This is a genomic window from Chamaesiphon minutus PCC 6605, assembly GCF_000317145.1.
GTDB classification, from domain to species: Bacteria; Cyanobacteriota; Cyanobacteriia; order Cyanobacteriales; family Chamaesiphonaceae; genus Chamaesiphon; species Chamaesiphon minutus.
In genome coordinates this window covers 1,664,745-1,690,450 of sequence record NC_019697.1, presented here as the reverse complement: position 1 = coordinate 1,690,450, position 25,706 = coordinate 1,664,745, and the positions used below count along the sequence as shown (strand labels likewise).

Here is a 25,706-nt window from a genome sequence, read left to right as displayed (position 1 = left end):
TCAAACCGTGGGCAAATGCTTACGCAACCACACTTCAATATCTGATAATACCCGAATTTTTTCTGGCTCGTTTAATAGCTCGTGATAGAAACCATCGTACAACTCGATCGATTTATCCTTACTGCCCACACTTAAATAAAAGTTTTTGCTCCCCTCCATGCTTACTAAACGATCTTCTGTTCCGTGCAAAATGAGTATGGGCAGCTCGATCTCATTGGTTCGAGATTGAATTTCAGCGGTCGCTTTGAGCATTTCTACCAGGGTTCGAGCTGGCATTCGTCCGCGACCGATAAGTAAATCTGCTTCATAGATCTCGACTACATCTAAATCGCGAGAAAGTGTGTGACTATTTAAAAATAGGGTGGGAAATTTTGGTAGCAAATAACTGATTAACATTATTAGTCGTAATTGTAACGTTGAAATATGACGGTTTGCTCCAAGGAAAGCACTACTGAGAATGAGTCCATTTAGTAGAGGCTGGGATCGGATCGCAAACAGTGCAGCAATTGTGCCACCAAAAGAGTGTCCAAATAGAAAGAGCGATCGATCCGGTTCCTTTAGCTTGACTTGTTGTATAAAAGTCGCTAAATCTGTCAAACAATCATCATACGAGCGCACAAGATTTCGTATGCCTGAAGATTTACCGTGTCCGCGCAGATCGAATGTGTAAACGGCAAAGCCTCGATCTACAAGCTGCAAAGCAGCCCACTGATATCGTCCGCTATGTTCGGCGTAACCATGTACGATAACAACGACTCCATGCGAATGTGTCGATCGCCACGACTGTCCGTATAGGTTCGAGCGATCGGTAGTTTTGAATAAATACTCACAGTAGTCAATATTACCCATAATTTTATCTTGCCTATTTTGCAAAATTGGCTCTTTTAAATTGACGAAAAATACCTATATTTTTCTGCTCTTTTTCTCTCCATGTCGAATTTTGAGCTATGTGGATCGGTCACTCAGAATTTTGACTTTAATAATTAAAGCGATCGATTACGAAACACGAGCAGCACATTTTATCAAATTACATGATTTCATTACATTTCAAGATTATTTCATAAATATATTCAGCCGAATTTGGATATAAACTCAGCCGAATTTGCATATTTTCAATCGACTGGGCACGTTACTATATGAAAAAGTTTATTCGAGTGAAAATGGCGAACCGATAGATTAGATCGATCGACTAATTATCCGTTAAGAAATATTTATTAGAGAGATGAATATGCTTACTTCAAATATCTCTGCTAACAGAAAAGTGATTAAGCAACGGCACATTTTTATTACCGCTGTTATTACTAATACTACTGCATTATTACTACGTGGCGATTTCGATCGACCTGCGGATGCAGCGATTTTATTCGCACCAATGACAGCGTACATCAAACAGCAAGCCACAGCTTTCTTATCAGCCACCACGCTGACGGCGGTTCAACCCTTATTACTAGCATTTCTCGATCTCATTCCTTGGTCGATTATCTTACTCGTCGGTGCGATTATATCTTGGCAATCATACACGGGCTATCAAGCCTACGATCGCGAAGATCTTTCGGGCATGGGTAAGTGCGTCTTAAATATTTTGGTACTGGTAGCATTACTGTTTACCTCCGCCAAGATTACCGATGCGATGGTCACTTAATCCTCGATCGATCGCAACGGCTCATGAATAACAATTCACCACCGCGAGATCGCTTAGTTGTCAATCGGGCACTGAGGCGACGTTCGGGCTTTTTTGGCATCAATTCGGGCTTGGCAACGATGAGCCTGGGCGTAGTCGTGTTGGGCATCGTCTCAACGCAGTTTCTACCGATAAACATGGTAGTACCGCTGACGGTTTCGCTGCTAGTTGCCACAATTTATATCTTCCGCGATGGTACGGACACGGTAATGAGTCGGCTCCGCAAAACGAGGCATTACACCAGAGGCGGTTTAGAACATATTCCGGTACTCAAATATGGCAAAAACAAGGTCAAAGAGTAAGCCACAAAAAACCCAGACGCAACGCAAGTTCATCAAGCACAAAACGATCGATGGCAAGAAACACAAGCTGTACTTACTTGAAACCAACACTCATCTGAGATCGTTTGTCGAGTATCAACAGCTTGGAGAGCAACCCATCGGGGCGATCCTGCTTAACACTGGGACGATCGACGATCCAGCTTATCGACTGCGATTTATCCTCAAGTGCAATGGCATCCACGATTACCAAGATGCGATTCAAGCAGAAGCGGCGATTTCTGGGATTGCGGCTTTGATTCGAGAGGTACCGCAAGGTGAGAGTCTGCGGGTGCATTGGCAATGTTTTCCCGATCCGATCGATCGCGAGTTAGAACTGGCGCAAACCTTTCGCTCGACTTACGATCGTCCTGAATTCCAGTCAGAACCCGCACTCCAGATGCTCGTTGAAGAGATTAAAATCCTCCAAGACGCACATGAAGCTGGACATCGCCGCCAACAAGAGCTATACATAGCCGTCACCTACACGGCTAAAAGCGAACATCTAGAAAAGGAGTGGCTGGAGAGTGCGATCGAGTTTTGCTCGTCGATATTTCCTAAATTCTTAGGTAAAGTTTCGGGAGCGGATAAACTGATTGCCGAAGAAGATCTCGACAGGTTTTTACTCAAAGGCTATCAATCGGGATACCTGTATTGGACGACATTGATTCGGGAACGCTTGCAGATGGCATTTACGCCCTTAGATGCTGAGGGCGTATGGCAGTTTTGCCGTGCCGAATCAAATCGCTTTCACGATCGAAAAGTCCGAGTCGCCGATATTCAAGCGGGTCGCCAAAGCCAATCTCCCACCATTCCACATTTAATTACGTGCGATCTGACGCGGAGTGAGATTACTGAAGTTGCCAATAGTCGCCTGCACCCCACGGCTCTGATTCATGAGGAGTTGACTAGCATTCCATCCACGGGTCGAGATTACGTCAAAGTCGATAATAAATATGTTGGCTGCATGTATTTAAAGGCCCAGCCTAACTCATTCGATGCGGCGGGACGCAGAACGCTGGACTTGGTGCAGCTTCAGTACATGTGGGACATTTTATCAAAGCGGTTTTGCTATGACGTGCGGGTCGTCCTCGAAATGTCGATCGTCGATCGCACGGCGGTAAACATTAACAACCAAGATCTAATCCAGCAAGCCGCTCAACAAATCAACACGGCTAAAAGCAAAGGCAAAATTGACGTTCGCGCCGAGATGCACCTGGAAGAAGCAGTTGCCAGTCAGCGGGATATCACCGCTGGCGATCCAACTTTGGATCTGGCACTGACAGTCTATTTTTACCGCGACACTTTAAAAGAGCTGCGGGAAGTGATGGACGCATTTCGCCAGAGCTTTCGCGCCCCAGCTAAGATACTCGCCGATACCGATACTTGCGATGCAATTTGGCTCCAATCGTTACCCTACTACGGGAAAACGTTACTAGTCGATACTCGCGACAGGCGCGACCGGACGACGGCGTTGATAATGGCATCCTATATGCCCCTGCTAGTACCGCAATCGCCCCACCGCAAAGGGATCGAGTTTATTGCCAATAAAGGTGGAACTCCAATCTATTTCGATGCTTTCGATCCTAAAAATCAAGGTCATATTGCCTTGTGGGGGCAGACGCGATCCGGTAAAACACTACTCGCCGCGTGGATGCTTTATCGCGCTCTAGTTGAAGGAGTCAAATCGACGATCGTCGATCAACCGCCATCGGGCGAGGCATCTTCTTTCAAGGATTTTGTCATCAACATGGGCGGGGGTTATGTCGATATTCTCAAAGACAGTATCAACCCATTTGAGCTGCCCAATCTGCCTGTAACAGCCAGCAAGGGACAACAGGACGACTTAAAACAAGAGTCGCAAATTCACCTATTGCGGGTCATCAAGGCAATGGTATTGGGGGATATCCAAGATAGCAGCCCACACACCAAGCGCGTTGAGGGGTTCTTGCCCGTCATCTTACAACACTTTCTCGATAATAATTCGATTAAACTGCGCTACATTCGCGCTAGAGAAGGCGGCATCAGCTCTGAGGCGTGGAAACAACACCCGATCTTAGACGATTACGTCCAATTCTGTGAAGTCTCGCTCATCGGCTTAACCGATGCCACGTTGGAGGATTTAGAAACAATGGGTTTCATCCGCAACCAACTTCGCAAGTGGACATCGGGACAACACGCCCAAGTCTTGAACTCACCTTCAACGGTCGAAATTGACAGGGTGCCACTGCTGGCAATTGCTATGCGGGGCGTAACGGGAAACGACGAGGCGGCTGTGTTTGGCAGTTTGATCTATTTAGTTGCCATGCGTCGGGCGATTGCCGCCAGTGCAAGTCCCAAGGGATCGTTTCTATTCGTCGATGAAGCGGCAAGAACGATTCCGATTCGGGCGATTGGGGATGCGATCGCCGCCACGATGGTTAACGGTCTAAAGGCGGGAATGCGGGTGATGATTGCCTCCCAAGAGCCAGGATCGATCGCTAATTCAGCTAATGGCGACCAGATTATGGACGCTTTGACCTACCAATTTATCGGCAGAATTGGGAGTGACAGTATCGATGCTTACCAAAAGTATTTACATCTCCCTTACGAACTCGCCGTACTGAACGCGGGGATCGACTTTGCTCCCGACCCGACCACCAATTCCTCGCGGTGGTTGATTAAATTTAACGACAGATTTACCGCCGTCACCGCTTATTTACCACCGAGTTTAGTCGCGCTGACTGCCAACAATGTAGACGAGCGATTAGAACGTCAAGCACGTCAAGCACTGTTAACTCAAACTTAAATTGGTTGTATTTAATATGCAAAAGTTTATCATTTTAGGCATAATTTCGTCACTAGTCGCACTTAGAACTAGTCCCGCTAAAGCCGCAACTTTAAGCGGTACCCCCGATGCTAATAGCGTGTTTACAACGGGTAATACTACCATCCCGATCGATCCAACATTCGATCCAAATACGACAATTACGGGTGGCTCGGCGACAAGCGGCACAACAGCAGGAACGACAGACACAGCCGCAATTACCAATGCACTCGGCACGATAAATAAGATCGCTGGAATTGTCAATAATCCTAGCAGTGCGTGGGGCTTACTTTTAGGTCGAGCTAATGCGCCATCACCGTTTACTACCAACACTCTATCAACCGCAATTCTAAGCAGCAACGTCTTTAATTTAGACCCAAAAACCCAAGGTATCGCCGTTAGTGCAACCAATCTCATCGAGAGCAAAAATAACTTTACGCCAGTGAGTGCAACGGCGGAGTTTAGTAAATTAGTGCAAGCAATTTCTCAAAACGGTCGTAATTCCGCCACAACCGCCGATCGAGAAGCCAGAAGCACCATCAATGAAGCGGTCATCGCGGGTCAAGGGAAGGTCGTCAAAGACACAATGAAGCAAGATGCCCAACAGATCGAACAATCTAGCAGTGTCTATAGTAGTGTCGTTGTCCCTGAAAGTACGCTTGTCGGTGTCACACAGATTGGGAACCTTCAAGCGACGATGGGGCAAGGAATTAATACCTTACTCGCTCATGCTAACGGCGAAGCAGAACAACTGCAAACCCTTAATGAAGCTCAAGTCCAAGCAGCGCGAGAAGGATTAGATCGAAGCCGCGATAAGGATCTGACGATCCGACAAGCGATGGATGTTTACGCCAATAGCACTAAGTAAAAAGCGATATTAGTCTAACTTTTAACCGTCTGCGTTCGATCTTTAAAAGAGGTTTGCTGACATGGATATTTACTTGACATTATTTCTAGCTGCTACCCCTGCTGTTGCGGATAGTTTGGTCACAGATTGGCTGCGCGACTCGAACTCTTTGTTTGGAGCAATTATGGCACCTTGCACGATCTTTGCTGTATTTGGAATTGCCTTTCAACTCTACTTTATCGTGCCTAGTTTTGCCCAACTTGAAGAGTTTCCGGCTAATGCAAGTAAGTTATTTTGGGCTGCGGTTTTAGTTGCTTTTATCGTGGGTAGAGGCACATTAGCTAGAGATTTTGCCCTCTTTAATTGGGCGGCAATTAGCTCGATTAATACCGCGATCGACAACAATATCGAGCAAGTTAGCAATCTAATCCAGCTCAAGAAAGACTTCACTGGCGAGACAGAGGCACTAAACGGGATCGAGACAAAAACCAAGCAATGTCTGAAAATTGCCCCGACTTTAGCTAACGGCAGTCCGAATCCAGCTTTTAATGCTTGCAAAGGTGAATTATCCGGTCAAATTCAAGCAGATACGAGTAGCGGAAAAATCAAAAACCCGACAACTCTAGACAATATGGGCGCAGCGATCGGTAACTTAGCTTCGGGAGATTTCGGTCAAGCGACCGCAGACATATTTAAGGGCATCGGCGGTCAATTAACCAATCTAATTGATGCCTCACTCAAAGGAATTTTTGGAGGTTGGCGGATGGTAATTAGTAATTTTGCCCAAGTATCGATATTTGCCGCAATCCTCGCACTGCCTATTCCTTTATGCCTGAGTGTGATTAATATATCACCGTTAATGGTCTGGTTCTCAAGTTTCTGGGCTGTCGGTATCTTTCAGTTTAATTTGACAATACTTACCAGGACATTTGAATATTTAAATGTCAAAATGGGTGCCAATATTTCAGTTTACTTTATCGATATCGCTATCTGTTTATTTGCCCCTGCAATAGCCGGACTTTTAGCTAGAGGCGGTGGGATTGCGATCTTTAATGCCACTTTAAACTTAGCTGGCGAGGCTGTTAAGTTAGTACCTCAAGTTGCAGGAGTCGCTTTAAAATTCACCCCTGTCGGTCGATTCTTGTAGATAGCAGCTAGTTTTAATAACTATTTTTATGACAATCCTCAATAGCAAAAGAAAAGCACCAATAATCGTCGAGCCAGCAGGTGATGATTTAGAGGTCATCGATATCGATGCCATTACGGGGATTAACTCGGATTACGCAGAATCGGATCGGATGCGCCGTGCCAAGGATGCGTTAACGATTAGCGGTTGGAGAATGGCAACTCTGGGCTTTATGGGCATCAACGGACTGTTACTAATCGTCATCTTGGCAATGCAATTTGCAGCCGCAACCAAGCCGATGCATTAGTGACAAGTTAAGAAGCGATCGCACTTGTCAAGCGGGCTTGAGGCGATGAGTCGAAGAAAAAATTGTCTGTTCGACTCATAGAATCAGGAAAAGGTGCAATAATTAACTTAACATTAGGTTTACGAACAGTTTTAACAACACCTAAATCTTGATTCTCTGGGGCAGCAAAATAGGTGACTGGATTGGCAGCTAAACCTTTATGATGAGCTACATGAAAATGATAAAGACCTCGATAAATCATCTCTAAAGAAATGCGGTCGAATGGGAGAGATAATTCATCAGCTACAGCATCACCTAAATCGACTAGAACTGCATAAAACAGCCAAGTCCCCCACATCTGTAATTTAATTCCATTAACTGAACCAGTCCATAAATAACTCAACCCGAGCAATCGTTTAACAGTATTAAAAGCCTCTTCAATTCGCCACCGTCTTCCGTACAAATCGGCGACTACATAGGGAGGAAGATTCAATGGGTCGAGTACACTAGTTAGATAAGAATACCAGACTTTACCCACTTTAATTTCGACTAATCTTACAGTTATATATGGAGTCTTTTTGGTGCCAGACCCCATCCGCACTATTCGGTCACGGATACTATAACTATTGCTAAATACTCGCTCTATCTGTAGCGATGCTACCTTTTTTTAATCGAGTAATAAAATGAATATCTCTGTTAATTAATTCTTGCCAAAATTGGAAATGATAGAAGCCTCGATCCAAGAGCAATAAAGTGCCCGATGTTACTAAATTCAGGATATCTTTCTCAAAATTAACATCTGAAGCTTTGGGATTTTCTCTAAACCAGATTTCAATCGGCAATCTCGTCACCAAATCTATGACTACTCCCATTTTTCCCGCTAGTTGTCCGATTGGCACGTCAGATAAGCTATCTAATTTCTTGAATATCGCTTCCAATGTGGAGCCATCACATGCCCAAATCCGCTCAAATTTTGCTTGAGCAAATTCAATGCTTTGTGGCAACAATCGCTGTTTTCTCTGGTGCCACTTCACTCTAAATTCTGGCAGTAATTCCTTAAACACTCTCTCAAATAACTCAGATGGAAAGGTCAGAAATCTTTGTGCAATCGCCTGTTGACTTACTTGTGTTGGCTCACACCACAAAAATCCTTCTCGCCCTAACATTCGGCTTAGTTCTCTGACTCCTGGCACATTCCGCCACAGTAGCGTCAGCACTGCTGCCATCATCAAGGGTAAATTTAACAGCCGATTTCTCAGCCCTAATTGTCGGTAGTAATGACTTTGATTGAAAATTGCTGGTGTCAATAAAGCCTCTACTTGAGCGGCGATGATCTCATCTTCCACACCTGGTTGGTGGTTCTTTTTGGCGTGGTCGCGGTTACTTCTTCGGCGGCTGGTCATCAGGCCTCTATTCCCTCAAACTCTTGACTAGAAACAGTTTGGCATCTTTTTATTACCTTTTTGACAAATCTCTGATTTTCTTAACTTGTCACGAATGAAGCCGATGACACCATTTGTGACCCGTGGTAACGGTGAAATCGAATCCCTGGAATACATGGCAGGGAACGATCGATCTCCTGCTTTAATCGCCGACTTTGCTCGATCGCAAATGATTGGCATCTTCACTTGGCGCAACACTTTACCTGTTGAAGGCAACCCCCCAGATCCAGGTATTGCCGTCGGACAGGGCAAGATTTCCACCACATCTTACCGCTATACGTTTGGGCTATCGACAGAGTTTGCTGAAGTCTTTCGCACCAAACTAGCAACCGTGATGGCAAAGCTCACGAATAATGGCGCGCAGGAAACAGTCTACATCCCAGCCAATATTTCTAAACCAGTACTGGTATCGCCTGGAACTTGGACGGTAGATGTAGTGGGGAGTCTGTTTTATGGCAAGGACTTAAAAGTCGGTAGTAGTATCCCCATCAACCGACGGCTCACCATTCGCGCCGTGCCCCCGCTAACGCTTTCGGAAGCTTCCCTCTTATATAAGGACAAAGGACTCGCCGTAGCGGTGGCAAGGATTAGAAGTCAGGGATTAGAAACAACCAGCATGGCACCGCTAACTCGTAATTTTACAGTGCCCAATGGTGCTGCTCCCAATCCCAAAACATCAACCCTTAATGAAAAGACTTCGACTTCGCCTACTCCCGCCGCTACTACTCCCTCTAGTTTTACTACTCCTAATACGAATTCTCCACCTACGACCCCCAAATAAATCATGAGCGACAATAACGTAGAGATTAGCGAACGCAGACTTCAAGAAATTGGCAACCAACTCGGTACGCCAATTCTCTCCACAACGACGCATATTCAAGTTGACGACGAAAGCGTCTCATCATCTTCACAGAGCAACGCCGACATCGAGGGAACGTTCGACTCGCAGCCCAGTAGCAAAAACCCCCTCCTACAGTACATTGTAGCTGGAGCGATCGGACTAGGTGCCGTCGGCATACCATTAACCGTTTTATTTGGACTCGGCGGTACGCCTCAAACTGCAACCAAACCTACTGTTCCCGAAGTAGAAGATACTTCTTCTTCCGAAACAGACCGCGAACTCGAAAATCTCAAAACTCAAAGCGCACTCGACATTCAAGCTAAATCCGAGCCTCAGACTGTCGCGCAGACACCAAAGCCAGCAGCAACAACAGTCACAACTCCACCCAAGACAGCCCCAACACCTAAAACCCAGCCAGTCGTTCGAGATCCGGCACCAAAGCCTAAAACAATTGCCGTCCAACAACCAGCAGTTGTTGCCGCCACACCCGCGACTGTCGCTCGACCCGTGCCGATTCCCGTAACACGACCAGTCGCGCGAATAGTTCCAAAGCCGACACCCGCACCAGTCGCCCAAACGCAGCGTTCGACCCCGATCGCAGTCGCAACTCAACCTACCCAACCAGTTACGCCAGAGCAACCACCGTTGAGCTTTGAACAGGCATCAGCATTAGGTATGTTCGGGGGCGATAACGACAAGCCCGATGATGGGGATTTAGCTTCAGCGTCGGGTGACAATTCAACACTGACCTTAGCATTACCTGTCGGTGCAAATGTGGCAGCGCACACAGTCACGCCCTATACCTCACTGAGTTCTCGCAATAGTGCCACCAACGGCACGGAAACACCATTATCCGTGCAACTCGACCAACCGATCCAACTGTCGCAGGGATTCAATTTACCCGCAGGCACGATCGTTCAATTCGGGGCGACAGTTGCAGACAATGGTGCGGTGAGTGCAACGTCCAAGGGCGTTTTCATCGACGGTACCGAAATTAAAGTGCCAGTCGGAGCCTTTGCGTTAACAGCCAATAATAGCGCGGCTCTAGTTGCCAACCAAAGATCGTTACGCGAAGGCGAGTTATCAGGAGCCGATATTAACGCTGCCATGTGGGGAGCTGCGGGGAGTGTGGGTAAAGCCTTGGTTGACTCTGGTACGACCTCTGTAATCAATACTTCGGGGTTGGGTACTTCGGTCGTCCAAACCAATAATGGCAATGTCAATATTCCTGGAGCCGTGCTTCAAGGCGCATTCAGTCCGTTAGCCAAAGCCAAAGCAGATAGAGCGAACGCTCTGGCACAAGAGCTACAACAATCGAGCAGACTCAATGAAATTCCGGTGCGAAGTCCGGTGCGAGTGTTCGTCGCGGCGGCGGCAACAGTTCAAGTTCCGGTTGGTTCAGATGTAAATGCAGCAGCAGGAACGCCAGAACAGGGTCAAGTTTTAGGTGGTGGGGAAGTCGAGCAGCCACCAACAATGATTCCAGCTAAACCCATTAGTGCGAATAACGTTCAACCAGTCGTCGCACCACCAACTACAACGGCAAACGTTCAACCTGTCATTGCACCAGCCCCCGTAACTGCAACGGCTCAACCTACATTTACACCTCAACTACCGATAACTCCAACTACTCAACCGACGCAGGGAATAAATACACCCTCCCCGATTGCACCCACCAAGCCCAATAACGTCATTAACACCAGATCGAATGTAGTCCCACAGTCTGTCACGACACCCACGCAACTCATCCAAACGCCAGCAGTAACTACCCCTCAACCCATCGTCACAGCTCCAGCACCCACAACACTGAGCCAGCCAGCAACCATTACTCAGCCCTCTGTCGTACCCCAACAACCAGTTCAGCAACCTTCAATTACAACAAGCGAACGCGAAGCGCGCCACCAAGGCGGTCGATTACCTTCCGTAGGCTCGCCAACGACATTCATACCACCGCAACCAATCCCATCCACGACGACTCAAACTGCACCAATACCGACTCAACCCGCGCCGATCCCAGTACAGCCGACTGGTGCGACAACCATCACAACCCCAATCGCACCAACCAAGCCCAACACGATCGACACTCAACCGCGATTCCGCAAAGCGGACGCTACGCGAACGAGCGTACCAACTCAATCGAATAGTGGCATCGACGCACAATCGCCGCCAATCGTCACGCCAACTCAATTAACTGAGGCACAAAACACTCCAGATCCCGCACCAGCAATTACTCAAACTACGACTGGCGGAACCCAGTCGGGACTTATACCCATTCAATTCGATAACGGAGGCAATATTCAACCAGCAACTACACCAAATCCCGCAATGGCACCTCTACCGTAGTTGAGTCGTTGGCAGTCCACCGCTCATGACTATCGAGGTTTCAAGTAATGCTAAAACGGAGCGAAGTTCGCCAGTTGAGATCTTGGTTCTTGGGATTGGCTGGATGTATTTCAGTATTCGTTGCAGCTCCCGCTCACCCTAGAGATCTCAACTCTGAAAACAGAAATATCGAGATAAATATCACTCAAGGCACCGGACATTTATTTGATTGGTCGCGCACGGATCGCCGGATTAAATCGATTATGGTCGATAACCCAGAGGTATTAACTAAGAGCCTCCTGTTTAATGCTAACGGTTGCAATCGGACGGCATGTAATAACTCGTCAATCCTGTTAATTAGTGCGCGTTCGGCAACCAAAATCGGCTACAGAGGTACGATTCGAGTAATTACTAAAGACAGGCGCAACCAACTACATCCCTATACCATCACCATCAAAGTTAGTAACAGCCCTCAACCAGAACATGAGACGAGTTTTTTTACCGATCGGGTGGCGAACCCTAAAACTAACACTGTATTTAGTCCTCGCCGTAATTTTAACAATCCTTTTTTACGAACTCTACCAGTCAATAACCGAAACTTTTAGGTTCATTAAAAATGATTTGTTACCGACCTATTCACTATTTAAAGAGGCAGCAAGTACAAGATGAACATTATCAAAACTTTCAGTTTAGTTTTATTGTCGATCGGCTCTATGGCAACGATTGTGAAATCGCAAGAAGCGTCTACATTAAGTCCAGCCGATCGTGCTAAAACAATCGCAATGATTAAAGAAGCATTTGGGAGCGTCACTCTTAAAAACATCGCACCACCAACTCAAAACATTCAAATCCAATTTCCAGCTACAACACCCCAGAGTCAACCTACCACGACGACGATCGCCAAAGGTAGCTCGTGGTCGCAACTGCCCATCGGTGCTTTTACAGGTGTCGGGAGCGGGGGAAATGAGTCGATGGTGACGTTAGCTCAAAAAATCTATCCGACGACCCCAGAAGTCCAAACGGCGGTACAGGGAGCGTTGAGTAACTTCCGGTTTTTAGAGAAAGTCCCCGTCAAGCAACTCGTCACGGCATTCCCCCAACTGGCGAATGTTGCCATTAATGCCGAGCAAGTCGGTTCCTGGGGAGCTTGTGGTGCGGGTGCGGTGCCAACGTTCGGGAGCATTGCCGCGACAAGTTGCGGTGGGAATCCAATTCCAGCGGATGTCCGCGCTGCCATCCCCATCGCTCAAACCGGAATGCACAACATCCCCTATGGGGACTTTGCAAGCAAGCTCAACATCCAAAACTTACCGACAAGTAGCTTTCCGCTGGCAGCAGATGTTTCTTTTGCCAAAATCTTGCTACTGCCATCAACTAACATTACCAGTGCCAATCTGATGAAGGTGGATCACCTGGAAACGGAGGTTCCAGGGAAAAATGGGCAGAAGATTACAGGAATTAATTTAATTTCGGGCAGTAATCGCGTCCCCAACTCGACTTGTAAAGAGGCTCAGTGCGACTATACGGTCTTACAAAACATCGTCGCGGGTAGATCGAATCCCCTCAACCGCAATCTGGCCATCCAAATACATAAGCCAGGGCAAACCAAATGGATCGATGGTGGAGTTGGGTCGATTGGCAAGACATTATGGAACTTTAAGGAGCCGCCTGGGGTAGCACCAGCATTCGATTCAGACCAAATGAAACTGGTATTAGAACGCGGCAATGCCAAGGCTGGCACCGTCGAACAACGGCTGTACTTAGCTTTTTGCGCCAATATTGCTTTCGAGCGAAATTGTAGCTCGAAATTCATCGGGCCGATCGCGCTCCCGTTGCCGCAAGTAAGCGAGAAGAACAAACTGGCACTGTTTCCCATGAAAGTGGAAATGCCAGACATTGCTGCTACTCCCACCACTCCATCGACCCCTACGACTCCATCGGTATCTACGCTACCGACGATTATTCCGACCAAACAAAGTATCGATCGAATGCCAAACAGCGGGGCGAGTACATCCACAGCAGCAGCGGCACCAGCAACAACAGATACGTCGATCGCTTATCAGAAATTATTTGGTTCGCACACGATCGGATCTTATAGTCCACTGTCAAATATTACCAATCTTAGTTAGCAAAAAAATCATGAGCGACCAAATGAAATTAATCCTCAATCGACTCGTTCAAAGTGACTCTTTAGTTACTGGCAAGACCGATGTTGACATCTTAGAAAGGTCTTTTCAAATCGAGCATAAAAAACAAGTACCAATCGATATGTTTCTATATTTTCAGCCTGCTTAAAAAGCAAACACCATTGTTGGCGTTACATACATGCAGATAACTCAATTTACATACAGATGATTGAGATCTCACGCCAAATCTATATCTATCGAGGCAAACACACGAAAGATTCTTATGGATTTAACGCCAACCGAACCGAATCGAAACGAACCTCATCCAGAGCAACTACCAACAGTAGATTTAATACCCAGTGTCACGAGCGATACTCAAGTACCAAAAAGCATCTTACTTAAAATCACCGCACCAGCCCCACAATCCCCCTCAGCAAAGGCATCAGTCGATGTATCAGCAAAGGCACCAGTCGAACTAGTAACAGATGCACTAGTCGAGGTACCAGTCGATGTATCAACCGAGGCACCAGTCAAAATACCAGCCGAGTTACCAGAGAGTAAACCTGCCAAAAGTAAGCCACCCAAAAGCGAAGTCCCCAAGAGCGATGTAGCTAAAACTAAACCTGTTAAGGACGAGTCAGGAGAAGGAGAAGCAACAACTAAGAAACCAGCTAAAGACGAGGCAACCAAAAGCGACGGTAAGAACAAAAACTGGAATTTTTTACTGACAACAACTGCAATTTTAGCCATCCTTACTCTAGCAGTTGGAGCCAGCCGTTTAATTTTCCAGCAAAAGACAGAAATCTTCAAGCATCCTTCAAAAATTCCTAATCTTACTAACGAAAAAATCGACAAAGTGATTGAATCGGGGGTCAGGTTGGATGAGAAGGTCACACTTGCTTATATTCGCAGCAAGTTAAGCGTTACCCAATTTCAATCTCAAGAGCGCAAATATACCGTATTTAGAATTATCGCTCCCGAAACTTGCGGCAAATTGGGATGTTTGTATATCGTCAAACCTGACGATGAAGGAATGCCGATTTCGTTGCAATTAGAAGATATTGGCGTAGGCAAAGAGATGTTTAAGGCATCCCCAAAATTCCACTGCTTCAAAGTCATTCAACGTCAAGACGGTGAAGATCGTCACTTTGAAATTTGCGAGCAAGGATATTGAAAAACACATTTTCTATCGATGTAAAACCACTAAATAATATCATTGCCAAACTCAAAGCCGACCCGCAGCTCGCAGTCATTGGCTTGATGTTAATCGGGATCGCGATTATCACTTTGCTTAGAAACAGAATCCCTAAAAAGGGCAAAACTGCTAGAGCGCGGTGGGCAAATGCCGACGATCTCAAGAACTCTAAAAAAGCAGGGCTAGCTTGTGTCGGTAAGAACTCTCAATTTAACGACGCAACCTACTATATTCAAGAACCGATTGGGATGCCACCCCAACAATGGAAATCGCCAAATCAAGCCAAGAATATCCTGTTTTTTCCCCAAATCAATTGCGGCACGTTGGTCGTTGGCGGGGCTGGCTGGGGCAAGACGCTCAACTTCATCGAACCTGCGGCAATCTCAGCTATTAAAGAAGCATGTTCGCTCGTGTTATTCGATTACAAATTCGATAATAATGGCTTGGCGGAATCGTTGATGCCTGTGGCGATCGATTATGGCTATCAAGTCCGCACTCTCGCGCCTGGGAGCGTGTTGTCGGGGACGTTTAATATCTTCGATCTGATTAAGAATTCTGCGGATTTAGCGGGAGCCAGAGAAGCTATTGGCAGCATGGTTAGAAATAACACCAGTAAAGATGCCAAAACAGATGGCTTCTTCGATCCTGGAGGCAAGGCGATCCTTGAAGGTGCGTTCTTGATGGCAAGATGGGTCGCTGAATATCTCAACGTGCCCAGCTATGCCAATATCTTGATGGCAAGCCAAATCCTCTCCCTGCCAAACCTCTCCAAACGGCTTGAGCTGCACCGAGAGAAGATTCCGCCCTGGTGCTACAGTGCGTTTTCGATCTTGATTAGCAGTAGTGGTGAAGGCGAGAAAAACAATACCGAGGGCGGCTTACTGGCGACCGCCAATAAGTTCCTCTCACCGATGATTCTTCCAAACTTCCTTGACAATTTCTGCGGCACGAGTACTTTTCCCCGCTTCGATGAAGCAGAACCACTCAAAGTTGATGGCAAGCAAATGTTAGTGTTTGGAGTCAACCAAGCCAACGAACAATCGACGCTACCCCTGATTGCGACGGCTCTAGAACAAATCGTCAGCTACAACCTCAAATACCACCGAGATCGCCCGCTAGTAATTATTCTCGATGAGTTTGACACCTTAAACATGCCAGTGGTTCTCGATTGGCTCAACCGCTATCGCTCTTCTGGGTGCAGCCTCATCATTGGGATTCAGTATCTCGGTCAACTAGAAAAATATGGTAAGGCAAGAGCAGAGGGCTTCCTTGCCAGTTGTGCGACAAAAATCTGGTACAACCCTGGCAACCCAGAGACGGCCAAAGTCCTCTCAGATTTACTCAATAAACAAGAAATCGAGTTGCCCACTGTTTCTAAATCTACTAGTTCGGGTAAAGGCAGTGGTACCAATCGGACGACGGGTACTCAACTCCATCAAGTCTCTCTATTAGAGCCACAAGAACCGCTGAATTTTCCCAAGGGTACTTGTGTCATTCAGTCTCCCACGGTTGGAAATAAAGATGAAGTAGGTTTGCCTTACAAGCATAGCTTTAAGTTTAGTAAAAAACTCAATACCAAATTCAGAGCAGAGTGCAAACGCAAATATCGAGTACTTTGCGATGTTGCCAAACGCGGTAAGCCAGCACAACAACAGGACTACACCCAATTAATGCGGGAATATTACCAAATTTTAAATGACATCTTACCTTTAAATTCTCAAACCGAAGAAGTCACCGAAGACATGGCTGAACCGATCTTCAATCTCAATATTTAACATTTTAGCGATCGACATGTCACAACCAGAAATTGCGGTAATTAACGATTTTCAAACACTAGTTCTAATTCAAAATGGAGCGATCGTCATGGAGCAGTCAGAAGATTTTGAGTTACCGATTACCTATCGAGCGATCGCAATCGATAGCAAGCTAGCCTATATGCGTTCTACTTATACGGGTCGGGTATTAATTGAAAACATCCCCTTAATGACAATCGTTAATTCAATTATGGCAATGTGTGTTTAGTTATAAATTTAGTTAGCAAAGCAATATTAATATGACAGCTCAAGTTAGTTTGGATGAATTAATTAGAAATCTCAAAGAGACTTCAGCTATCGGTGACGAGCAGCTTAAACATACCACTAGAAATGCGGTCAATTTTATCGTAACGCTGGCGAACAATGCCTACGAACGTCGCAAGCCAGCAGTTAAAGCAATTAAAAAATCGGACAGTCCCAATGCCAATGTTAATAGAGAATCTCCACAGCCCGAAGCCAAATTGGAGTATGCCGATCTTGAGGTAATCAAAAAAACAGCTACGCTCGAACCAGAAGGTGAGCCGGAGTGCGATCGCGTAAGCGCGCCGCAAGGCGGTCGGAGAGAAGAAGCAGAACTAACAACATCGACCGTTGAGGAGGAATTACCAAATTCTACTAGAGATGAAGAGTTTTCCCCATCGAAATCATCTGGTGAAACGCTCTATAAATTTAGCGACTTTTGGGAGACTAAAACTTTATTCAAGCCAGGAATTACCGGAATCGAAGCGCAAGCCATTATCGATTTAATTTCTAGTTCGGAGGGATCGAGAATCAACAATGGCGAGAATCTACTAATTAAGTCTGGCGATCGAAAGCTATTTGAAACAGATGCCAAAGGAAAGGTCATTTATTCGGCCAACGATCGAGATCGGCAGTTCAAAGCCAACCGAAATATTCCAATTGTCAACTCGATTAATGACTTACAACAACGCGCGACATCGATCGTCCGCAACGAGCAATCGCTTAGAGACGAATTAGAAGTCACGAAAACGACGGGCATCGCACCCCCAGATCGCCAATTTGAACGCATGGCAAAGGGTTCGTCAATGGCGCGGTCTTCTCCAGAAACGCCAGACGCGATCGCCAATAAACAGAAGGTGGATGCTCTCATTGGGCTAAAAAGTAGTCTCGACCGCGATGGGGAAGTAAAACTCGACAATGGCTCTACCATCAAAGCCGAGCCGATTTCAGGGCGAGAGGGCGATGGAATCGTTCAAATCAAAATGTACGAGGTTGACGCGCCAGAGCCAGTCGTCCTCGGCAAGATGGATGAGAAAGGGAATGTCATTCTGAGTAAGGAATACACGGCTCCCCACTATACCGCTGTCAGCCAATTCGTGAAGAACGAGGGACTGGCGAAGGAAGCTCCAGGCAAAGCCCCGATTGTCGCCTCCACGCCAGCCGTAAATAACCAACCCGACTCAGTGCCATCCGTAGCTGGGGAGTCGCCTCCAGCAGCAGTAAAAGCTTCGATCGCAGAACGATCGTTGAATGGATCTAAGCCTGGAGTAAGTCTCAAAGATTTGATTAACCTCAAAAACTTTTATACCAAATCCCCAGAAGGCAAAGCCAAACCAGAAAGCCATGAAGCAGTCGCAAACTTCGATCGCTATAAAGCCCAACTATCGCAGCACGGTAAGGCAGTTAGCAATAATTCCGATCTCAAAATGACTAACGGATTTTTTAAGACCTTTCAATCTGATGCGGTCGAGTTGGCACCCGCAGATCGAGACAACTTAGAGGCGGCTAATACCTTCGCCGCCGAACAAGCCCAGATCGCCGCACAGCAGAAACAGAACAAACCAGAATCACCCACGCACCAACGGAGTCAAACCAAAAGTGTTGGCATGTGAAACACATCAACTCGAAATTGTCGTCCTGCGCTGCGACCCCATCGACGCGCCAGCGGTGCCGCTCCGGTTAGGAATTGGCAAGTTTCCCACCTGGTCGATCGCGCGAAGTCCAGACCCACTGAGCGACTTAGACAGGCTGATTCAACCGATCGATCTAGTATCCGCAGGTGGTACCCAAATTTGGGCAGATTACCTGAGTGCCCTAGCTTGTCTAGAGCGGATGGAGCAACAGATCGTCTACGACAGATTGCGATCGATCTATTTCCAAGAATTCGATCGACCAACGAGCATCTATATCCTTCAAACCGATCTCACCCCCATCCCCTCCGCGCTGGGATTTCTAGTTGAAGAGCGGATCGTTGAATTGCCGAGTGGAACTGAGATTTATGAGTTACTGGGAAAGTACGCTCTACCCCAAGACGATCGCTTAATCCGGTTGTCGATGGGTCTATCCCATGCGGATCTAGAAGGGTGCTTGCGAAAAATCGACCCCCACCGCGATCCTTATGCTCAAGTCGAACGATTTCGCTCGAAACGAATGGCACTCAAGGGTATCCGGTACATGCCACCACCTCAGCACACCGAAATCGGTGGCTTGGACTTATTGGTACGGTGGATCGAGGATTTAGAGTACAGGCTCAGTGCCGCTGCCGAAGCCATCGGTTTGCCCTACCCGAAAGGAGTATTGCTGGCAGGGGCACCAGGAACGGGAAAGACATTTGCAGCTTACGCGATTGCCGCTCAAACAGCCTCTCCAGTGTTCGCCTTAAGCATCGATTACGTTATCGAAGGTGGTGGGTTAGCTCTACCCAAACTTCTAACTACCATCGAAAGTTGCGCCCCCTGTATTCTGTTTGTCGATGAGATTGAGAAATTATTCGGACAAGGAATCGATCGCCGCATTTTGGCAACATTCCTCACTTGGCTCAACGATAAGCTCGCCAAAGTATTCGTCATCGGGACATTAAACCGGATGGCAGAAGTGCCGATCGAAATGACCCGTTCGGGACGGTTCGATCGAACGTTCTTTATCGATTCGCCCGATGAAGGACAACGAGTAGAGCTATTTAGACTATTTCTCAAACGCTACGACAAACGGTTTGCCAATTCAGACGATCCGGTGTTCTCCCCTCAAGAGTGGCAATACCTCGCTGATAGCTCCATTGAATTTATCGGTGCAGAAATTCAACAAGTCACTCAAGATACGATCGCCAGAGTTCATCGCGAACGCCAAACTTTAACGGTGACAATCGACGATTTGATTGAGACGACCTTAGCATTCAATTCAATGTACAAGCGCGACAAAAAGAAAATCCATGACATCCGCAATATGCTCGTCGATAAAGCCGATCCAGCTAGTTCGGGCAAACGCAATTTTCTACCCGATCGCCAACTCGATCCCTACACCCCAATTCCCCATCGTAATTAATTATTATGCCCTGTATGTATTGCGGTCATAGCAAAACTCACAAGCGAGGTAAAACTAAAAGAGGCGATAAAAAATACCAGCGTTATATTTGTGATAAATGTCGAAAATCTTTTTCAGAACTAGCGGGGACTATTTATGAAGATCGCCATTTGACACCAACAGATATCGATCTAATCATCGAATGCCGAAGTCAGGGAATGAACTTTGCCCAAGCTGCTAGAAAAGTCGGAGTCAGCCCAAAAGCCGTATCTAACTTACTCAAAAATACCTGCCGTGAGAACCATACTCAACCGATCGACAACACTAATTCGATCGATTTACCACCAGATACTATTAATAGTTAAAAAAATGGGAACTAATCAATGCACAGACCGCAACCAGCCGCAAGCGATCGATAAATTAAGAGCGCAAGTTAAACCCGACGAGTTTACCACTGTCGCCCACAAACTCGCTGCTCTGCGAGGGATGGGGCTAGATGATGAAGCCCTAGAGATTGCAGGGACTTACGCTCATGCGGCTAGAATTGCCGAATCGCTCAACAGCATTGCTGTTGCCATGCCCAAGCTGCTCGAATGCACCGTAGCAGATATCAAGACCCAACAAGACAAGCGGGATGAGGCAATGATTAAAATCCTCTACCAGCAACAAGACCAGGGGCAAGCGCGATCGGCTGAAGCTGCCAAAATTATCGACACCGCTACTAAACGGCTGATCGGGCAATCGGGAGCGAGTCGGCTACATCAATGGGGTTTTGGATCGATCGGGATATCGATGGGGCTGACGCTGGGCACCTTAATTTCTTTCTTCATCCTCTTCCCCAATCAACTGCGACAAGCCAGAGCTGGGGACGGGGCGATCTTAGAATGGCTGGCGACTCCCGATGGTAAGTTGCTCGATCGAACTTTCAGGTCGGGCAATCGATCGGTACGAGCTTGCGTTAAAAAAGCTGGCGCACAAAATAAGGGTACTAAAAATCTAGTTTGCCAAATCACCCTAAATTAATTTGCAGCCGATGATTAACAAATTTTCCGAACGACAGATCGGCAGGTTTCGCCAAGTTTTAGCGATCGGTTGGTCGTTACTAATCCTCCTGAGTTTTTACGATCCAGTCTCACTGTGGCTAACTCACCCAGACAACTTAGATAGCCCCTGGCGAGTCGATCCGAGCGTTTGTGTCTCAGTTCAGGGTGAGTGCTTGCAGCAAGTGTCCTACGTGTTGGCTCCACGGATTTTCTGGGGAATAGTCGTCCCCTCAAGTATCATCATCCTGACAATCGGCGGACATGATACTTGGCGGCGGATTTGCCCGCTATCTTTCTTCTCCCAAATTCCTCGCTCGTTGGGACGCGGACGCAAAGTTAAGAAGGTCAACCCGATTAGTGGCAGCATCAAGTACGAACTAGCTGCGGTAACTAAAGAGTCCTGGTTGGGGCGCAACTATCTCTACCTGCAATTACTCCTGTTTTATCTGGGGCTAAATATCCGGTTGCTATTTGCCAATGGTAGCGGCTTGGGGATGGGGATTTTTTTACTCGCCACTGTAACCGCATCAATTATTGTCGGCTATCTATTCAAAGGAAAATCCTGGTGTCAGTATTTGTGTCCGATGGCTCCAGTGCAAGTATTCTTCACGGGTACGCGCGGATTGGTTAGCACCGATGCCCATTTAGATTCAGCAAAGCTGACTCAATCGATGTGTCGGACGATCGATCCTAAAGTAGGCGAAAAGAGCGGCTGTGTCGGCTGTCAGGTCGCTTGTATCGATATCGACGTGCAACTCAATTACTGGCAACATGCCAAAAAATCGGATCGGGAGCTACTGTTCTATGGTTACTTTGGCTTGATGGTAGGATTCTTCGTCTATCAATATCTGTATGCGGGCAGTTGGGACTATTACTTGTCTGGGGCATGGAGTCACGACCCCAACCAACTCAGTAGCCTATTCAGTCCAGGCTTCTACATCGCAGGTTACACGATCGATATTCCGAAAATAGTTGCAGCTCCCTTGACATTGATTATCTGTGCGTCGATTAGTTATTATGCTGGACAAATGACCGAGCAAGTTTACCAGTCGTATTTAATTAGTCGCGGCAAAACGATCGACATTACTGAAATTCGCCATCACTGTTATAGTTTTTGGGTCTTTCTATCTTTTAATACCTTCTTTGCTTTCATTCTACGTCCCAATCTCAAAATTCTCCCAGAGTCAATAAGATTTATGCCCACACTGATTTTACTAGGATTGAGTTCTGTCTGGCTACTACAAAGCCTCAAGCGGAATGAAGATCGTTACGCACGAGAGAACGTCACGATCGCTCTACTCAAACAACTTAAAAAATTAGAGGTCAACTGGCAGAAATCATTAAGAGGGCGTTCGCTTGAAGACCTGAATGACAAGGAAGTCGATGCGTTAATTAAATCGTTACCACCTCACCACAGTCAAAAAATTAAGCGATAAGGTTAAATATTACGTCAATTTTAAACTATGAATTATCTACAATTAAATTTAGATTATGTCATGTTAGCACACCGACATATCGAACTGTATCCATCACAAAGAGAAAGCTATTTCGCTGCTTTAAATTTAGGATTGGATTCACCACAAGAAATTTCCATGCACTGGCTCAGAGCTGAATATATTCAGTATAACTTGGTAGATATAAGACAGCAATAAAGCAGTTCATCAAACAAATCCTTTTTAGAATATTAAAATCATGTTCAAACGTCGCTCATTTCTTGGATATCTCAGTATTGCTTCGATCGCTAGTATTTTTCCAGCAATTCTCACAATCTTAAATTCACAGAAGGCAACGGCAAAAATAACTAATCACGATGTTTTAGGGATCGATGATAAAGATAACCCTAAAGCAGCCGCTCGGAAAAAGCCTGAAGGTTTTACAGTCATTGGTTCGGTCGGCGATTTAGACAAAAATGGCTACTTGCAAACTAAAGAAGTCGCAATCGTCCGCAATCCCACTAATCCCAAACAATTAATTGCAGTCAATCCCAAGTGTACGCATCAAGGTTGTGATGTCAAATGGGCAGCAGGAGAGAAGAAATATGCGTGTCCCTGTCATGGTGCCAATTTTGATGCTAATGGAGGAGTATTAAATGGGCCAGCAACCAAACCCCTGACAGCATATCAAGCTAAAATTGTTGGCAGCCAAGTCTTAGTTAAAATCTCGGCTCCATCCACTAAATCTAATTAGAGTAGTCCCCCTATTTGCTAGGGGATATGCGGACAGTTATCGGGCTATTCACCCAATTTGGGGTGTTATACGGATAACTTTCCGTCTGATAAATAGTTATACTGCTCAACCTGTTCGTGAAGAGAGATGTTTGCAGCCTATCTGTAAGTATTTTGACTACAGTACAGTTAAGCCACCATCGACAGGCAAAATCGCCCCTGTGATGTAAGTATTGGTCATCAAGCTCAATATTGCTTGAGCGAGTTCTTCTGCTTGCCCAAGATGCTTTACAGGCAATGACTCTTCAGCCCATTGTGTTAGTTCCGATTGCTGTACCTCACTTGTGTTGCTCCACACCCCGGTATCTACCACTCCGGGTGCAATCACATTGACGCGAATCGGGGCGAGTTCTGCCGCCAGCGATCGCCCAAATACCGCGACTGCCCCACTCGCAGCAGACATCACAGACACCCCGCCCGTTTTTGCAGGTTTGAAGATAGAGACACTGGATGTTAAGACGATCGAGCCATTTTGAGCGATCGTTTTCGTTGCTGCACGAGTCGCAAAGAATGTGCCCCAAAATTTCTCCATACCCCGTTGAGCCGTTTCTGTTGAAATCTCTGCCAAAGGTGCGCGGAGCAGATTTTCATCCGCCACTGCTGTAATCACTAAATAATCGAAATTGCCAACTCGTTCAAACAGTGCGTTAACTGAGTTTTCATCCAAAATATCAGCCGCAATCGCTTCAACCTGTCCCGAAATTCCTTCCATTGCTCGATCTAATTTGTCTTGCGATCGGCTTGACATCACCACCGATGCACCCAATTCTGCGGTCTTCTTGGCAACCGCTAATCCAATTCCCGAACTTGCACCGATAATCACGACTTTTTTGCCAGAGAGTGAATCAAACATTGGGTTAACCTCCTAAAGTGAAAGCTGTATAGTCTATTTCAAATCCGAAGCCTGTCTCCCACCTAGCCGTTGTGTCTCTACCGCAGGTAAAACGTCCACTGAAATCGTCGCGTAACTGCCCTGTTGCTGACCGATGATAACAAACCGAATGAAATCGCCAATGGTTTCAATCATGCGAGCATTGCGTAATCTGCCACTGTCGATCGCCACAAAGCCAATTTCCTCTGCTAACTGCATTACGGTTTGTCGGGCTGTCTCATTATCACTCGCCACAAATACAGAAACGCGATGCCCTCTTAACGGTTCTGGAGCAAGCTCAAACACTTCCTGCGCCATTGTGTTAAACGCTTTAACCACGATCGCATTCGGGACTTGTTCTGCCAAGATTTCAGCTAAGGATTTCTCGATCGGCTCGTAGGCAAATTCTGCGGGAATCGTTGAATTATTAGGGTCAATTAAAATCTTGCCCGTCAAGACTGCCGTTGAGGATAATACCTCAACCGGATCGACACCCCGCGCCGAGTACAGTATTACATCCCCAAAGGCTGCGGCTTCATCATTAGTACCACCTTGTGTCCCTTGTCCTGCCGATTCTGCCACAGCTTTTCCTTTCTCAGCAGTCCGAGCACCAAAGAAGACTTGATGCCCTTGCTCTGCCCAGAGAATGCCAAGCGATCGCCCCATGTTGCCACTGCCAATAATCCCAATCTTCATACTCTATCCTCCTTAAAACAGACAGGTCTGTATTGCTTTTATTTTATTAAAACAGACAGGTCTGTAGCTGTCAAGGGTAGAATAAAAAAATAATCGATTTTTTGGGAGATGAAAATGTCTAGAACTCAAACTGACGCGAGAGCGCGAATCCTTGGTGTGGCGGACGAATTATTTTATCGCGAAGGGGTTCGAGCGATCGGGGTGGATACGATTATTGCCCAGTCTGAAGTGGCGAAAACAACGCTATACCGCTATTTTCCTTCTAAAGATGATTTAGTTGTTGCCTATTTGGAAGGGCGAAATCAACGCTTTTGGGAACTGTTTGAAACTGTTGTTAACCAGCATCTGAGGCAACCCAAGCAACAGTTGCTAGCCATTTTTATCTGGCTTGATGAATTGTTGAGTAGTGCAGATAGTCACGGTTGTCCATTCCTGATGGTCGCTTCTGAGTTTCCTGAAGCCGATTATCCGGGACATCAGGTGGCGATCGCGCACAAACAGAAAATGCGCGGTTGCCTGATAGAACTCGCTGAACTCGCTGGAATCGAACAAGCTAAGGAACTGAGTGCGGCATTATTGATACTGGTTGATGGAGCCTTCGCAGAGTGCCGATTATTCAAGAAGCATGATAATGGAATCAAATTAGCAAAAGCGGCAGCAGTAATGATTGAAGCTTACGCTTGTAGCTTGAGTAATTCGATAGCGACGCAGTATAACAACCCTGGTGCAGCAGACGGTTGAGAGATCTTGGTGGTGATGCAAAGGCGATCTGCCGCCGCTGGCCAGAAACGTTGACAAAATTACGAT

General features: G+C 46.5%; 25 protein-coding genes and 1 pseudogene. 22 read left to right on the top strand and 4 right to left on the bottom strand.

Going from position 1 to position 25,706, the window contains the following annotated elements:
• Complete coding sequence (locus tag CHA6605_RS07825; protein ID WP_015158943.1) at window positions 1–849, bottom strand: alpha/beta hydrolase; 849 nt, start codon at window positions 847–849, stop codon at window positions 1–3.
• Window positions 850–1,228: 379 nt separating this feature from the next.
• On the opposite strand from CHA6605_RS07825, the gene CHA6605_RS07820 reads away from it, so the two are divergent.
• The 6 genes from CHA6605_RS07820 to CHA6605_RS07795 all read left to right on the top strand — a co-directional run bounded on the left by CHA6605_RS07820 (window position 1,229) and on the right by CHA6605_RS07795 (window position 7,084).
• Entirely contained in the window at window positions 1,229–1,642 is a 414-nt protein-coding gene (locus tag CHA6605_RS07820) for a hypothetical protein (protein WP_015158942.1), read from the top strand.
• A 23-nt stretch (window positions 1,643–1,665) separates the two neighbouring features.
• The gene (locus tag CHA6605_RS07815) at window positions 1,666–1,983 is read left to right on the top strand and encodes a hypothetical protein (protein ID WP_015158941.1); all 318 of its coding nucleotides are present in this window, start codon (window positions 1,666–1,668) and stop codon (window positions 1,981–1,983) included.
• Window positions 1,958–4,786, top strand: coding sequence for a hypothetical protein (locus CHA6605_RS07810; RefSeq protein ID WP_015158940.1), 2,829 nt, complete (start codon window positions 1,958–1,960; stop codon window positions 4,784–4,786). Before CHA6605_RS07815 ends, CHA6605_RS07810 begins: the two co-directional genes overlap by 26 nt.
• A 16-nt stretch (window positions 4,787–4,802) precedes the next feature.
• Window positions 4,803–5,672 carry a hypothetical protein gene (locus CHA6605_RS07805; protein WP_015158939.1) on the top strand — a complete coding sequence of 290 codons (870 nt, stop codon included), beginning with the start codon at window positions 4,803–4,805 and terminating at the stop codon, window positions 5,670–5,672.
• Window positions 5,673–5,733: 61 nt separating this feature from the next.
• The gene (locus CHA6605_RS07800; RefSeq protein ID WP_015158938.1) at window positions 5,734–6,798 is read left to right on the top strand and encodes a hypothetical protein; all 1,065 of its coding nucleotides are present in this window, start codon (window positions 5,734–5,736) and stop codon (window positions 6,796–6,798) included.
• A gap of 28 nt (window positions 6,799–6,826) precedes the next feature.
• A complete protein-coding gene (locus CHA6605_RS07795; protein ID WP_015158937.1) occupies window positions 6,827–7,084 on the top strand; it encodes a hypothetical protein in 258 nt (85 codons plus the stop codon).
• Between the two features lie 7 nt (window positions 7,085–7,091).
• On the opposite strand, the pseudogene CHA6605_RS07790 reads toward CHA6605_RS07795, so the two are convergent.
• Window positions 7,092–8,466 (bottom strand): annotated as a pseudogene (locus CHA6605_RS07790) (IS4 family transposase).
• A gap of 103 nt (window positions 8,467–8,569) precedes the next feature.
• Here CHA6605_RS07790 and CHA6605_RS07785 point away from each other — a divergent pair.
• From CHA6605_RS07785 to CHA6605_RS07720, 15 genes are all read left to right on the top strand, one after another.
• Window positions 8,570–9,286, top strand: a complete 717-nt coding sequence (locus CHA6605_RS07785) for a hypothetical protein (protein WP_015158936.1) — start codon at window positions 8,570–8,572, stop codon at window positions 9,284–9,286.
• Between the two features lie 3 nt (window positions 9,287–9,289).
• On the top strand, window positions 9,290–11,689 hold the full coding sequence (locus CHA6605_RS07780; RefSeq protein ID WP_015158935.1) for a hypothetical protein: 2,400 nt from the start codon (window positions 9,290–9,292) through the stop codon (window positions 11,687–11,689).
• A 47-nt stretch (window positions 11,690–11,736) separates the two neighbouring features.
• Window positions 11,737–12,273, top strand: a complete 537-nt coding sequence (locus CHA6605_RS07775) for a hypothetical protein (protein ID WP_015158934.1) — start codon at window positions 11,737–11,739, stop codon at window positions 12,271–12,273.
• A gap of 108 nt (window positions 12,274–12,381) precedes the next feature.
• Window positions 12,382–13,797 (top strand): hypothetical protein, encoded by a 1,416-nt coding sequence (locus CHA6605_RS07770; protein WP_041547753.1) that lies wholly within the window; start codon window positions 12,382–12,384, stop codon window positions 13,795–13,797.
• A 10-nt stretch (window positions 13,798–13,807) separates the two neighbouring features.
• On the top strand, window positions 13,808–13,963 hold the full coding sequence (locus CHA6605_RS33840) for a hypothetical protein (protein WP_015158932.1): 156 nt from the start codon (window positions 13,808–13,810) through the stop codon (window positions 13,961–13,963).
• Between the two features lie 114 nt (window positions 13,964–14,077).
• Entirely contained in the window at window positions 14,078–14,968 is an 891-nt protein-coding gene (locus CHA6605_RS07765; RefSeq protein ID WP_015158931.1) for a hypothetical protein, read from the top strand.
• On the top strand, window positions 14,965–16,764 hold the full coding sequence (locus CHA6605_RS07760) for a type IV secretory system conjugative DNA transfer family protein (RefSeq protein WP_015158930.1): 1,800 nt from the start codon (window positions 14,965–14,967) through the stop codon (window positions 16,762–16,764). The genes CHA6605_RS07765 and CHA6605_RS07760 overlap by 4 nt, the downstream gene beginning before the upstream one ends.
• Before the next feature lie 16 nt (window positions 16,765–16,780).
• Window positions 16,781–17,011, top strand: a complete 231-nt coding sequence (locus tag CHA6605_RS07755; protein WP_015158929.1) for a hypothetical protein — start codon at window positions 16,781–16,783, stop codon at window positions 17,009–17,011.
• Window positions 17,012–17,042: 31 nt separating this feature from the next.
• Window positions 17,043–18,656, top strand: a complete 1,614-nt coding sequence (locus tag CHA6605_RS07750; protein WP_015158928.1) for a hypothetical protein — start codon at window positions 17,043–17,045, stop codon at window positions 18,654–18,656.
• Complete coding sequence (locus CHA6605_RS07745) at window positions 18,643–20,085, top strand: AAA family ATPase (protein WP_015158927.1); 1,443 nt, start codon at window positions 18,643–18,645, stop codon at window positions 20,083–20,085. Before CHA6605_RS07750 ends, CHA6605_RS07745 begins: the two co-directional genes overlap by 14 nt.
• Before the next feature lie 5 nt (window positions 20,086–20,090).
• Window positions 20,091–20,429, top strand: coding sequence for a transposase (locus CHA6605_RS07740; RefSeq protein ID WP_015158926.1), 339 nt, complete (start codon window positions 20,091–20,093; stop codon window positions 20,427–20,429).
• Window positions 20,430–20,433: 4 nt separating this feature from the next.
• Entirely contained in the window at window positions 20,434–21,087 is a 654-nt protein-coding gene (locus CHA6605_RS07735) for a hypothetical protein (protein WP_015158925.1), read from the top strand.
• Window positions 21,088–21,097: 10 nt separating this feature from the next.
• Entirely contained in the window at window positions 21,098–22,543 is a 1,446-nt protein-coding gene (locus CHA6605_RS07730; RefSeq protein WP_015158924.1) for a hypothetical protein, read from the top strand.
• Between the two features lie 60 nt (window positions 22,544–22,603).
• Window positions 22,604–22,759 (top strand): hypothetical protein, encoded by a 156-nt coding sequence (locus CHA6605_RS35635; protein ID WP_232432224.1) that lies wholly within the window; start codon window positions 22,604–22,606, stop codon window positions 22,757–22,759.
• Window positions 22,760–22,799: 40 nt separating this feature from the next.
• Window positions 22,800–23,294, top strand: a complete 495-nt coding sequence (locus CHA6605_RS07720; protein ID WP_015158922.1) for a QcrA and Rieske domain-containing protein — start codon at window positions 22,800–22,802, stop codon at window positions 23,292–23,294.
• Between the two features lie 156 nt (window positions 23,295–23,450).
• Here CHA6605_RS07720 and CHA6605_RS07715 read toward each other — a convergent pair whose 3' ends face one another.
• Window positions 23,451–24,185, bottom strand: coding sequence for an SDR family oxidoreductase (locus CHA6605_RS07715; protein ID WP_015158921.1), 735 nt, complete (start codon window positions 24,183–24,185; stop codon window positions 23,451–23,453).
• 33 nt (window positions 24,186–24,218) lie between these two features.
• Window positions 24,219–24,899 (bottom strand): NADPH-dependent F420 reductase, encoded by a 681-nt coding sequence (locus CHA6605_RS07710; protein WP_015158920.1) that lies wholly within the window; start codon window positions 24,897–24,899, stop codon window positions 24,219–24,221.
• 114 nt (window positions 24,900–25,013) lie between these two features.
• Between CHA6605_RS07710 and CHA6605_RS07705 the strand changes: the two genes are divergently transcribed.
• Entirely contained in the window at window positions 25,014–25,640 is a 627-nt protein-coding gene (locus CHA6605_RS07705; RefSeq protein WP_015158919.1) for a TetR/AcrR family transcriptional regulator, read from the top strand.
• Window positions 25,641–25,706: the final 66 nt, after the last annotated feature.

Coding starts and splice junctions, on each gene's coding strand:
- CHA6605_RS07815 (WP_015158941.1), top strand. CDS start 1,666: ATGAATAACAATTCACCACCGCGAGATCGCTTAGTTGTCAATCGGGCA.
- CHA6605_RS07735 (WP_015158925.1), top strand. CDS start 20,434: ATGGGAACTAATCAATGCACAGACCGCAACCAGCCGCAAGCGATCGAT.
- CHA6605_RS07825 (WP_015158943.1), bottom strand. CDS start 849: ATGGGTAATATTGACTACTGTGAGTATTTATTCAAAACTACCGATCGC.
- CHA6605_RS07770 (WP_041547753.1), top strand. CDS start 12,382: ATGGCAACGATTGTGAAATCGCAAGAAGCGTCTACATTAAGTCCAGCC.
- CHA6605_RS35635 (WP_232432224.1), top strand. CDS start 22,604: ATGTTAGCACACCGACATATCGAACTGTATCCATCACAAAGAGAAAGC.
- CHA6605_RS07740 (WP_015158926.1), top strand. CDS start 20,091: ATGCCCTGTATGTATTGCGGTCATAGCAAAACTCACAAGCGAGGTAAA.
- CHA6605_RS07705 (WP_015158919.1), top strand. CDS start 25,014: ATGTCTAGAACTCAAACTGACGCGAGAGCGCGAATCCTTGGTGTGGCG.
- CHA6605_RS07800 (WP_015158938.1), top strand. CDS start 5,734: ATGGATATTTACTTGACATTATTTCTAGCTGCTACCCCTGCTGTTGCG.
- CHA6605_RS07780 (WP_015158935.1), top strand. CDS start 9,290: ATGAGCGACAATAACGTAGAGATTAGCGAACGCAGACTTCAAGAAATT.
- CHA6605_RS07820 (WP_015158942.1), top strand. CDS start 1,229: ATGCTTACTTCAAATATCTCTGCTAACAGAAAAGTGATTAAGCAACGG.
- CHA6605_RS07720 (WP_015158922.1), top strand. CDS start 22,800: ATGTTCAAACGTCGCTCATTTCTTGGATATCTCAGTATTGCTTCGATC.
- CHA6605_RS07755 (WP_015158929.1), top strand. CDS start 16,781: ATGTCACAACCAGAAATTGCGGTAATTAACGATTTTCAAACACTAGTT.
- CHA6605_RS07750 (WP_015158928.1), top strand. CDS start 17,043: ATGACAGCTCAAGTTAGTTTGGATGAATTAATTAGAAATCTCAAAGAG.
- CHA6605_RS07730 (WP_015158924.1), top strand. CDS start 21,098: ATGATTAACAAATTTTCCGAACGACAGATCGGCAGGTTTCGCCAAGTT.
- CHA6605_RS07785 (WP_015158936.1), top strand. CDS start 8,570: ATGACACCATTTGTGACCCGTGGTAACGGTGAAATCGAATCCCTGGAA.
- CHA6605_RS07795 (WP_015158937.1), top strand. CDS start 6,827: ATGACAATCCTCAATAGCAAAAGAAAAGCACCAATAATCGTCGAGCCA.
- CHA6605_RS07710 (WP_015158920.1), bottom strand. CDS start 24,899: ATGAAGATTGGGATTATTGGCAGTGGCAACATGGGGCGATCGCTTGGC.
- CHA6605_RS33840 (WP_015158932.1), top strand. CDS start 13,808: ATGAGCGACCAAATGAAATTAATCCTCAATCGACTCGTTCAAAGTGAC.
- CHA6605_RS07715 (WP_015158921.1), bottom strand. CDS start 24,185: ATGTTTGATTCACTCTCTGGCAAAAAAGTCGTGATTATCGGTGCAAGT.
- CHA6605_RS07775 (WP_015158934.1), top strand. CDS start 11,737: ATGCTAAAACGGAGCGAAGTTCGCCAGTTGAGATCTTGGTTCTTGGGA.
- CHA6605_RS07810 (WP_015158940.1), top strand. CDS start 1,958: ATGGCAAAAACAAGGTCAAAGAGTAAGCCACAAAAAACCCAGACGCAA.
- CHA6605_RS07805 (WP_015158939.1), top strand. CDS start 4,803: ATGCAAAAGTTTATCATTTTAGGCATAATTTCGTCACTAGTCGCACTT.
- CHA6605_RS07765 (WP_015158931.1), top strand. CDS start 14,078: ATGGATTTAACGCCAACCGAACCGAATCGAAACGAACCTCATCCAGAG.